Below are 9,606 nucleotides of genomic sequence, written 5' to 3' on the forward strand. Positions count from 1 at the left end.
CCGACCCTAAAAATACAAATATGACTTTTATGAACTTAATTAGTGAATTTAATGAATTGACTTTAACAGAAAGCTCTTGAATACTGATTGTAGTTAGCAGCTTTTCTGTAGAGTCTGTATAAATTATATAAGGAGAAAAAATTATGTCCCTAGATACTAACCAAAGAAAAAGTCCCCCGCCCATCTTTTTTATTGTTGCTCTCGGCTTAATTGCCTTTGGCGCGTACAAGTTCCTTCCCGGTTTATTGACATCGAAAAGTTCAGATAGATCTACTTCTACTCCTACACCTACATCGGGTGCGAGTCCATCGGGTGCGAGTCCATCGGGCGCGAGTCCATCGGGCGCGAGCCCATCGGGAACGATCGCCAATCGCATCAGTTTAGGAAAACAGATATTGCTAACATCCCAAACCACAGCAGCAAAAGAAGCCGGCGTTCAAGCTTTTGCCAAGGGAGATTACCAAGGTGCTGTCCAAAATTTTCAGGCTTCGCTGCAACAGAATCGCAACGACCCAGAAACCATTATCTATTTGAATAATGCCACAGCCAGCAAAGGTTCTTTCTTAAAAATTGCTGTCAGCGTCCCCATTGGTAGTAACCCCAATGTCGCCCAAGAAATCCTCCGAGGTGTCGCGCAAGCTCAGGATGAAATCAATACTAGCGGTGGCCTCAACGGCGCCAAACTGCAAGTAGAAATTGTCAACGATGACAACAGTCCAGAAGTGGTCAGAGAAGTTGCAAAGACATTGACAAAGGATCCGACTATACTAGCAGTAATTGGACACAATGCTAGCAACGCATCTCTCGAAGCTGCTCCGATATATCAGCAAGAAAAACTGGTAATGGTGACACCGACGAGCTTTGCAAATAATCTATCAGGATTTGGCAGCTACATCTTTCGGACAATCCCCAATATTAGCGTCATGGCGGCTCCCTTAGCAGAATATGCCGTCAAAACAGGCAAAACTAATATTGCTATTTGTTATGACTCCGAAGCACGGGATAACATATCATTTAAAGATGAATTTGTGGCAGCTCTTACGGCTGCTGGAGGTAAGTTAGTTCCCACTGTTTGCGACTTTTCATTAAGCTCTTTTAATCCCGAAAATGCCCTCGCCGATGCTGTCAGCAAAGGTGCACAAGGATTGATGTTAGCACCCCACATCGATCGCATCGATCGCGCTATCTCTCTGGCACGCATCAATCAAGGCAAATTGCCACTCTACGGCAGCACTACGCTCTACACCTTTCAAACTGTAAAAGACGGACAGAAAGATGTTGACGGGCTTGTTTTGCCCGTTCCCTGGCATCCTGAAACCAATCCCGGCAGCCCTTTCCCAGAAAATGCCCGCCAGCGTTGGGGAGGCATTGTGAATTGGCGAACAGCAACGAGTTTTGACGCGACTCAAGCTGTCATCGCTGGCTTGCGGCAAAGCACTACGCGGGAAGGATTGCAACAAGCACTCAGAAATGCGAGTTTTTCGACACCGGGATCGAGCGAGGATGTGAAGTTTTTGCCCACGGGCGATCGGGCTGGTAAGCCGATTTTAGTGCAAGTTAAACAAGGTGGAAGCACTGGCTATAACTTTGTTCCTCTGCGGTAAGTTTGTTAAGTGCGATCGGACTCACGCCCAGAGCACCATTCTCAATCAGCCTTTCAGGGGTGGGAGTTCCTGCCCAACCCCTACTCCCCACAAGAAAATTCCCTCTTTGTGGAACAGGCATCTTGCCTGTTTATTAGCACGATTAAAATCTACTTTTCTGTTGAATTAGCAAAATTTTTACTATAAACTAAAATGAGTAGATTAAAGGAGAGCGTTGTGTATAATCGCGCCAGTTGAAACCAAAACCTATACGGCTGAAGAAGATCTAGAAGCTGAAGTCAATTCTCAGGATAGGCATGAATTTCTCAATGGAAAAATTGTTATGATGACGGGCGACCCACCGAATCACAATATAGAATAGAAAAGGAAGTATTGGGCCGACAGGATGCCTAAACCCTACTCCTCATAAGAATTGTTGCAGATGTCGGATCGGTTTTTTGTCAAATATCCCAAATAGTGGTAATATTCCCGTATATCGATCGGCTCTGATGAGGAACAGTCATCAGACGCAAGGGGGAAAGTTCGGTGCGAATCCGGCGCTGTCCCGCAACTGTAATGAGATTATTGCTTCTCTGAGTCAGGATGCCCGCCGATTTGTTTACAATCATGTTTTTCATCTGCGAGGTATGGATGATGGTGAGTTTATTATTTTTTTAATTATTGGATTGGGCTTTTTTTACCGCAGATATTAGCAGATAAACACAGATGAACGCTGATTTAATTCGATCTGTGTTCTGAAGCTTGTCTTATTTTAATGGAAAAGAAATGCGAATTGAAGATAGTGTTTGGCAGGGTAGTTTTGGCTACTGGCAAAATTTGTTTATTCACCAGAATATTTTGCCGATCGGATATACTGCTTGGAATGGCTTTTTGCATCGAGGACGAGGCTTGGTTGTTTGCAAAATCAATACTCCCATTAATGGTTCTGTGAATTGGAGCGTAGATACTATTAAGTACGATCTGCAATTTATTTCCCAATTGCATGCAACTGCTTATTTGCAAGAACTAGAACTAGAGGAAAATACTGTTTCAAATCTGCTCTCTATTATTGCTGGCTACGAGCCAAAGGAAGTTATTATATTTTTGTCGATCGCTAACGGTCAGATTGATATCAATTTGTTGCAAAAGTTGGCAATTTCGACCGTTGAGTGCTATGAACAAGTATGCAAGCGCTGGGAAGAATTTCAACTCTGCCCGAAATCCTAAAACTTACTAAATTTTACGAATGCCGCAGCCAAAATCAATCGAAATTTCTAAGGTGACTCGCTACCAAAATGCAGCGCTTAATTACTATTTGGGCCTGACAGATTCGCCCTACCTTCACTACGGCTATTGGGAAACTCTACCTGTGCCCGCTGAGGAACTAACGATCGCCCGATTGCGCAGCGCTCAGCAAGCTTATACTGTAAAACTGTTGGATGCTATCCCCAAAGGCACTCATACCATACTGGATGTGGGCTGCGGGATTGGCGGGAATGCGGCTTATTTGCTCGATCGAGGTTTTGCAGTGGAAGGACTCGCACCCGATCCGTTTCAACAACAGCGCTTTGTTAAGTGTACGGGCGATTGGGCAATCTTCCACCTCACCAGGTTTGAAGACTTCAAAGCAACCCATTTCTACGATCTTATTCTCTTTAGCGAAAGTAGCCAGTATATGTCGGCTGTTGATATTGCTAGCGGTGCCGCCAAAATCCTCAATCACGGTGGCTACGTGCTGCTTGCCGATATGATGCGCTCTGATGCTAATTATACAGAGGGAATGTTCTCTAATTGTCATGTTGTAACAGAACTTCATGCAGCGTTAAAGCAGGCTGGATTCACTTTAGTAAAAACTGAGGATATTTCCTCCCATATTTTGCCGACTATCGATTTGTATGTCGATACTTTCCGCAGGTATGGACTGAATACGATGATCTATGTTGCAGATTTAATTGCGATCGCAGTTCCGCCAATCCACAAATTCCTGCGCTGGATATTTCGTCGCTGGTTCAAGAAGCTGGTGGTTGAAGGATTGGAGGCGAGCCAACTTTTTGAGCAACATCTCTGTTATGAACTTCAACTTTGGCAGTTGTCAAAATCCGATGAAGGCTGACACAAATACAATGGTAATTGGTAATCGGTAATCGGTAGGAGGGAGAGCCTCCTGGTATTTATTCCCAGGCTCTTCCTGGAAGGCTATAACAAATAACAAATATGTCTCAATGGATTCTCGAATTCGATCGCACTTCCTACTCCTATCCCTGCGGTTCCCGATTGGCAATTCACGATCTAAACCTCAAAGTCCCCGCCGGGAAACGCTGCGGGCTGATCGGTCAAAACGGCTGCGGCAAAACTACCTTTTTTCTGTTAGCAAATGGCTTGTATCAACCGCAACAGGGAATCATTCGCTGGGAAGGCGCACCGTTTTGCTACGATCGCAAATCTTTGATGCAACTGCGCCAACAAATCGGACTCGTCTTTCAAAATCCCGAACATCAATTAGTAGCTGCGACGGTAGAAGAAGATATTTCCTATGGATTGTACAATTTAGGCTTGAGGGAATCCGAAATTGCTCAACAGGTACAGCAGGCGATCGACAAATTCGATCTCAGCGAACTCGCCCGCGAACCAATTCACAATCTCAGCTTGGGGCAGAAAAAGCGGGTTTCCATCGCCGATATCATGGTTCTCAAGCCGAAACTGCTGCTGTTAGATGAACCTACCGCCTATCTCGATCCGCGTCACACCCGACAACTGATCGCTTTACTCCAACAAATTCACAGCGCCGGAACCACTATTCTTTTGGCAAGTCACGACCTCGATTTCATCTACCGCTGGGCAGATTGGGTGTTTGTAATGGATCGAGGAAAATTGATTTTAGAAGGCACACCGGAAACAGTTTTTGCTCAGCGCGATGTCTTGGAACAATTGCAGCTTGGCGTACCGCTGGCGATCGAGCTTATGGAGCAAATGAAGGCGATCGTGGAGAAAGATGATAGCTCAAAAATGCACGCTTTTGAGCAATGGCAACAACAGATTTTACAAGCGCGGCGGCTGATTTAAAGATTAAGCAGTTGTCTCATCGGCCCGGATAGGAACTTGATAGCGCAACTGGGCGAAGGCTTCTCCATAAACCTTCGCGGATAAAAGTCTTAGCGGGGGTGTGGCGATCCGGCGCGGTAACAACGGTGCTCCGCTACCAAGTGTCACCGATGCAATTGACACAATTACTTCATCAAGCAACCCGCGATCGTAAAATTGACCAACCAGATCGCCACCTCCTACAAGCCAAATATTCTTATTTCCTGCGGCCGCCACCATCTCTTGATGGACAGGTAAGACATCCCCTTTCACAAATCGAATATCTGCCCCCTCGATCGCAGCCATAATCCGAGAGGTAAATACCCAAGCCGGTTGTTCGTAAGGCCATGCTTGGGGACGATCGGCACCTTCATCGATCTGATTGTTCAGAATCCATTCATAAGTAGTTGCTCCCATTGCTATTGCCCCTACTTCGCTGATGAAATTAGGATAGCTGTCTCCCGCCTCGCCGAACTGAAACAACCAATCGAGAGAGTTGTGTGAATCAGCAATAAAACCATCTAAGCTGGCGGAAGTGTAATATTGAGTTTTCATTAAAAGTAACGTCTCAAATGCCTTTACGGATGAAAAGACCCAACCCTTTCTATTGTATATCGTTCAAGGGCGCCTTGTCTATAACTTAAAAAAGTGAAAGATGGCGATCGCCCTCTTCACCTTCATATCCCGTTATTTGGTGAGGAGATGAACGAGTGACGAGGTGCGACCGTCAGGCTAATAGCTAGCTGCTTGGTGTATTGGTGGCGATCGAGCTCGATCGAGCAAATCAAGGCGATCGTGGAGAAAGACGATTACTCAAAAATGCACACTTTTGAGCAATGGCAACAACAGATTTTACAAGCGCTGCGGCTGCTTTAATCATCCATCTAACTCAACTTTACTTACGGACGTTCTGCAAATCTTTGAACAGCTTTTGGTGCAAAAGCTGCCACTAAAAAAGCCATTGTAATTTCTTTGCCATCAGCATCATCGCTAGTTATTGTTATTGCGCCAAACACAATCGCTGCAATCAGCGCAATAAAACTCATGGCTCGCATGGTCGAGTATTTCCCATTATTTCCCTGAAGGAATTCTGCTAATTCCTTTCCATGTTCCGAAGAATTTGGTTTAGTTTCAACGCTAGAAGAATGTGTCATTTGAGTAACTCCCTAAAAGGTTTAAACTCAACTAAGTCATCACTTATTTATTGCTGAACTAGGGGGGAAAGAGCGATCGCACTTGTAACCTTCATTTCCCCTTGTTTGGTGAGGAGATGAACGAGTGATGAGGTGCGCTCGCCCCTACAACAGTCAGATAATTGTGAGCTAAAACAATGAGCGTGCAGTATGAATGCTAAACCCTAATGACTGAAACCAGCGACATCTCTAGAGCATCAGTCCAGTACAACCTACAGCAGTAGATTTTGGCTGGTAAATCGTTGGTGGGACAGCGCTGAAACAACGATAATAAGATGTCTAAACAAGTAGGGCGGGTAACGCCCAGCCTGTATTATCTGCTAGTTCGATTGTCATGCACGCAGAAAGTATGCGAAGGGTGTGAAGTTGAATCCCCCTCCACCATCGTAGATGTTACGACGATGTGTAAAATCTTGATTGTCAATTACCCATGCAACTTCCTTAGCCGTATCATGCCACTTAGAAAAGACATAGACATGCATAGGAATTCCATCACCAAAGCCACCGTCATCAGTAAAAACAATGTCTCCTGGTTGTAACGCATTCGCATTAGTTGATTTTGTCCATCCTTGGTTCTGGAGATATTGAGAGAAGGCAGCCGTCCATAATGAGATACCAAATCCCTGACTGTCAACTGTTTTGGGAACTTTGTAACCAGACAATCGAAGTGCACTAGATGCAAAAGCCACACATGCGTTGCTTGTTGTCCCGTACCAACTCATCACATTATCGTAGACAGCATCGTAGTTACTTGCTTTACTATAGAAACTGTTAAGTTTTATCGTAATTCCGCCCAAAGACAAAGTAGAGCCTGTGTCAGTTGGAGGTGTACCGGGAAGTGGATTCTTTAACTTTGAAAGCGGTGGTACTAAATTAGACCAACTAGGAAGTTTCCTATGATTGAAACCCGCCTGCCAAGTTGCCAAATCAACTGTTCCTGAAACCGGCAAACTGAGATCTGTCTGAAACTTCTTGGTCATCTCTATAGTTGCCGCATCCATATTCCCATTAATAGTAAGGACAGGATGGTAGCCACAACCATTGAGAATGTGTTGCCAAGCTGAAACAGAACCTACGACATTCTCATTAAGCTTTTCGTTTCCTGATGGTGATAAGCTGATCAGATTTCGGCTTTCTAGCTCTTTAAGTTGTGCCATACAACCAACTTGAGCACTAATAGCATCTGGATCGAATTTACCGTCTGCCGTATATTTGCCTTTTTCGTAAAATTTTGTCCCAGAGTAAATATAGGCACTTCGAAAAGGTGGTGTTGTGTCGCGTCCTTTGCCCACTCGGTAGCCCCAACCATTGAATCCTTCCAAAAACCAAAATAATGTAGGAAGGTTCCAAAACTTTATTCCTAGCGCACTATCATATTCCAGTGCGTCAATAGCAGAGTCTTCCCAAGAAAATGGTGGGGTGCCATGTTCGGGTCTACCTGCGGGTACACGGGTAGTGCGTGCGGTTAAGGGATCTCCGTTATGAAGGTGACTCTTGAAATCAAAACTAGCCTCCATACCATGCAGGACTCCAATTACATACCAAGGAATGCCCGTCTTGTTGGACACCGTTTTGTAAACAGTTTGATTCTTCTCAATCTTGTCTATGTACCACTTCAAATCGCTGGCATAGTCTGGATTAATTTCACACTTTTCCCAGAGGCTGAGGTATTCGTTTGCAAGTTCCTTGGTCAATTCCATGTATATACCTCCAATAATCTTTCTCAAAAGTTTCGGCTAACAGTTGCAGTACAATACTCTTTCCCATCGGCTTATGCCGCACATCTGCCGTTTAACCCTGAACAGTTTGAATAGGTTGTGTTCTGCCTTAACTCAAAGAATAACCAACTCTCGATCGCCTTGCCGGTGAGAAAAAGTGACAAGTTTTTGTTAACTTACGTAAATTCCTTTAAAGGCTGCTAGCAGTCAATCGATTTTAGATGTTAAATTTTATTTAGATAATGGAATTGACTTCACAGCCTGTACCTGGGGCTTGTAACCCTATTAATTTCGCTCAATTGTGTAAATTTCTTTTCTTTCCTGAAAAGCAAACCGCAGTCATGAAACCTCAGTAAATTTACTTAAGAGATCAAAATCGCTATGACAGCAGAAGAAGCGATCGCCCTAGTTGATAGTCTGTTACAATCCGCAAACAAAAAGCAAAAACTCAATGACATTCAATCCCTCGTCTTTCTGGAAACCTGGGAGGGACACTCTTATCAAGAGATAGCCGCGCGCTTAGGTTACGAACTCGATCATATCAAACACGTCGGTTCGCATTTGTGGCGAAATCTCTCTCAAATTCTTGGGGAAAAAGTCTCAAAGCAAAATCTTCAAGCAGTCTTGCGCCGATACCAGCATGGCAGTGCGGCCATCTTGCTGGCTAGCGAAGGAGATAACAGCACTCAAGATTGGGGAGAAGCGATCGATGTTTCCCAATTTTACAACCGGCAACAGGAACTAGAAACTTTAGAAACTTGGATTAGCAGCAATTCTACCCGCCTGATCGGTATTTTTGGACTTGGCGGTATCGGCAAAACTTCTCTGTCTGTCAAACTCGCTCAACAAATTCAATCTCAGTTTGAATTCGTGATTTGGCGGAGTTTGCAGCAAGCACCAACCTTAGATGTTATCCTCAGCAATATTTTACCGATTTTAACTAATTTATCAGCCACCAACAATAACTCTATTGATGCTCTCATGGAACAGTTGCGACAAAAACGCTGTTTGTTAATTTTCGACAGTCTGGAGTCGATTTTGCAAGCAGGAAATCGCAGCGGACAATATCAACAAGGGTATGAAGATTACCGACAGTTATTGGCGCGCATTGCTGACGAACCGCACCAAAGTTGTCTGATTTTAACCGGACGAGAACAACCGGGCGGGTTTGCTGTGCGATCGGGAGAAAATTTACCAGTGCGATCGCTTAAACTCTTCGGAGTTTCACCGCCAGTATGCCAGCAAATCCTCGCCGCTAAAGGATTAAAGGCAACGCTATTGCAGTGTCAATATCTTGTCAACTACTTTGGCGGCAATCCCCTCGCCCTCAAACTTGCTGCAACGACTATTAAAACACTTTTTAGCGGTGACGTTCACGCATTTTTAGTGCAAGGAAATACTGTTTTTAGCGATTTCTGGGATTTGCTCGACCGCCAGTTCGAGCGCTTGTCTACCCTGCAACAACAAATCATGTACTGGCTCGCCATTAACAGAGAAGGAGCGACTCCTGCGAAGTTAAAATCAGAAATTTTGCCCAAAGTTTCTGGACGGCAACTGATGGAAGCATTGGAGTCGCTGGCCCAGCGATCGCTCATTGAAGATCGGCGATCGCCCGACAATACCGCACCGACAAGTTTAACGCTACAGCCTGCGATCGTCGAGTATCTCACAGAACGCTTGCTGCAAACTGTTGAGCAAGAAATTATGACAAACAAACTTAACTTATTGAAAACTCATGTATTAATTGAATCCCCAACCCAAAACTCGCTCCGCGACGCACAAATTAAACTTGTTTTGTATCCTTGAATTGAACACCTTTTAACCTATTTTGAAACCGCCGCCGCCCAACTCAAACAGCACCTCGGCAATATTTCAGTTTGGTTGCGCGATCGAACAGCAAGCGAGACAGATTATGCTGCGGTCAATCTGCTGAATTTATCCAGTCATCTCAAAACCGATATCAGAGGCTTTGATTGCTCTTAGGATCGCGAATTAAATAACTTACAATTTTAATTATTATTGTGGGATGGG

Annotated in this window: 9 protein-coding genes and 1 riboswitch; of the genes, 6 read left to right on the forward strand and 3 right to left on the reverse strand. The window is 44.5% G+C overall.

Annotation, left to right across the window (positions count from 1 at the left end; translation table 11 throughout):
* Positions 1–143 precede the first annotated feature (143 nt).
* The 4 genes from QUB56_RS02235 (at position 144) to QUB56_RS02250 (ending at position 4,646) form a co-directional block, all read left to right on the forward strand.
* A complete protein-coding gene (locus QUB56_RS02235; RefSeq protein WP_332952759.1) occupies positions 144–1,604 on the forward strand; it encodes an ABC transporter substrate-binding protein in 1,461 nt (486 codons plus the stop codon).
* Between the two features lie 463 nt (positions 1,605–2,067).
* Positions 2,068–2,212: riboswitch (cobalamin riboswitch) on the forward strand.
* Positions 2,213–2,369: 157 nt separating this feature from the next.
* Positions 2,370–2,810 (forward strand): hypothetical protein, encoded by a 441-nt coding sequence (locus QUB56_RS02240; protein ID WP_332952760.1) that lies wholly within the window; start codon positions 2,370–2,372, stop codon positions 2,808–2,810.
* A 19-nt stretch (positions 2,811–2,829) separates the two neighbouring features.
* Positions 2,830–3,696, forward strand: coding sequence for a methyltransferase domain-containing protein (locus QUB56_RS02245; protein ID WP_332952762.1), 867 nt, complete (start codon positions 2,830–2,832; stop codon positions 3,694–3,696).
* 101 nt (positions 3,697–3,797) lie between these two features.
* Positions 3,798–4,646 (forward strand): ABC transporter ATP-binding protein, encoded by an 849-nt coding sequence (locus QUB56_RS02250; protein WP_332952763.1) that lies wholly within the window; start codon positions 3,798–3,800, stop codon positions 4,644–4,646.
* 3 nt (positions 4,647–4,649) lie between these two features.
* Here QUB56_RS02250 and QUB56_RS02255 read toward each other — a convergent pair whose 3' ends face one another.
* Positions 4,650–5,219 (reverse strand): dihydrofolate reductase family protein, encoded by a 570-nt coding sequence (locus QUB56_RS02255; RefSeq protein ID WP_332952766.1) that lies wholly within the window; start codon positions 5,217–5,219, stop codon positions 4,650–4,652.
* A gap of 192 nt (positions 5,220–5,411) precedes the next feature.
* Between QUB56_RS02255 and QUB56_RS02260 the strand changes: the two genes are divergently transcribed.
* On the forward strand, positions 5,412–5,540 hold the full coding sequence (locus QUB56_RS02260) for a hypothetical protein (RefSeq protein ID WP_332952768.1): 129 nt from the start codon (positions 5,412–5,414) through the stop codon (positions 5,538–5,540).
* A gap of 23 nt (positions 5,541–5,563) precedes the next feature.
* On the opposite strand, the gene QUB56_RS02265 is transcribed toward QUB56_RS02260, so the two are convergent.
* The gene (locus QUB56_RS02265; RefSeq protein ID WP_332952770.1) at positions 5,564–5,818 is read right to left on the reverse strand and encodes a hypothetical protein; all 255 of its coding nucleotides are present in this window, start codon (positions 5,816–5,818) and stop codon (positions 5,564–5,566) included.
* Positions 5,819–6,189: 371 nt separating this feature from the next.
* The gene (locus QUB56_RS02270; protein ID WP_332952772.1) at positions 6,190–7,557 is read right to left on the reverse strand and encodes a peptidoglycan-binding protein; all 1,368 of its coding nucleotides are present in this window, start codon (positions 7,555–7,557) and stop codon (positions 6,190–6,192) included.
* A gap of 399 nt (positions 7,558–7,956) precedes the next feature.
* Between QUB56_RS02270 and QUB56_RS02275 the strand changes: the two genes are divergently transcribed.
* Complete coding sequence (locus QUB56_RS02275) at positions 7,957–9,381, forward strand: NB-ARC domain-containing protein (RefSeq protein ID WP_332952774.1); 1,425 nt, start codon at positions 7,957–7,959, stop codon at positions 9,379–9,381.
* Positions 9,382–9,606: the final 225 nt, after the last annotated feature.

The sequence above is a fragment of the Microcoleus sp. AR_TQ3_B6 genome (genome assembly GCF_036702785.1).
In the GTDB taxonomy this organism is placed as follows: domain Bacteria; phylum Cyanobacteriota; class Cyanobacteriia; order Cyanobacteriales; family Microcoleaceae; genus Microcoleus.

Coding starts and splice junctions, on each gene's coding strand:
- QUB56_RS02275 (WP_332952774.1), top strand. CDS start 7,957: ATGACAGCAGAAGAAGCGATCGCCCTAGTTGATAGTCTGTTACAATCC.
- QUB56_RS02270 (WP_332952772.1), bottom strand. CDS start 7,557: ATGGAATTGACCAAGGAACTTGCAAACGAATACCTCAGCCTCTGGGAA.
- QUB56_RS02250 (WP_332952763.1), top strand. CDS start 3,798: ATGTCTCAATGGATTCTCGAATTCGATCGCACTTCCTACTCCTATCCC.
- QUB56_RS02265 (WP_332952770.1), bottom strand. CDS start 5,818: ATGACACATTCTTCTAGCGTTGAAACTAAACCAAATTCTTCGGAACAT.
- QUB56_RS02240 (WP_332952760.1), top strand. CDS start 2,370: ATGCGAATTGAAGATAGTGTTTGGCAGGGTAGTTTTGGCTACTGGCAA.
- QUB56_RS02235 (WP_332952759.1), top strand. CDS start 144: ATGTCCCTAGATACTAACCAAAGAAAAAGTCCCCCGCCCATCTTTTTT.
- QUB56_RS02245 (WP_332952762.1), top strand. CDS start 2,830: ATGCCGCAGCCAAAATCAATCGAAATTTCTAAGGTGACTCGCTACCAA.
- QUB56_RS02255 (WP_332952766.1), bottom strand. CDS start 5,219: ATGAAAACTCAATATTACACTTCCGCCAGCTTAGATGGTTTTATTGCT.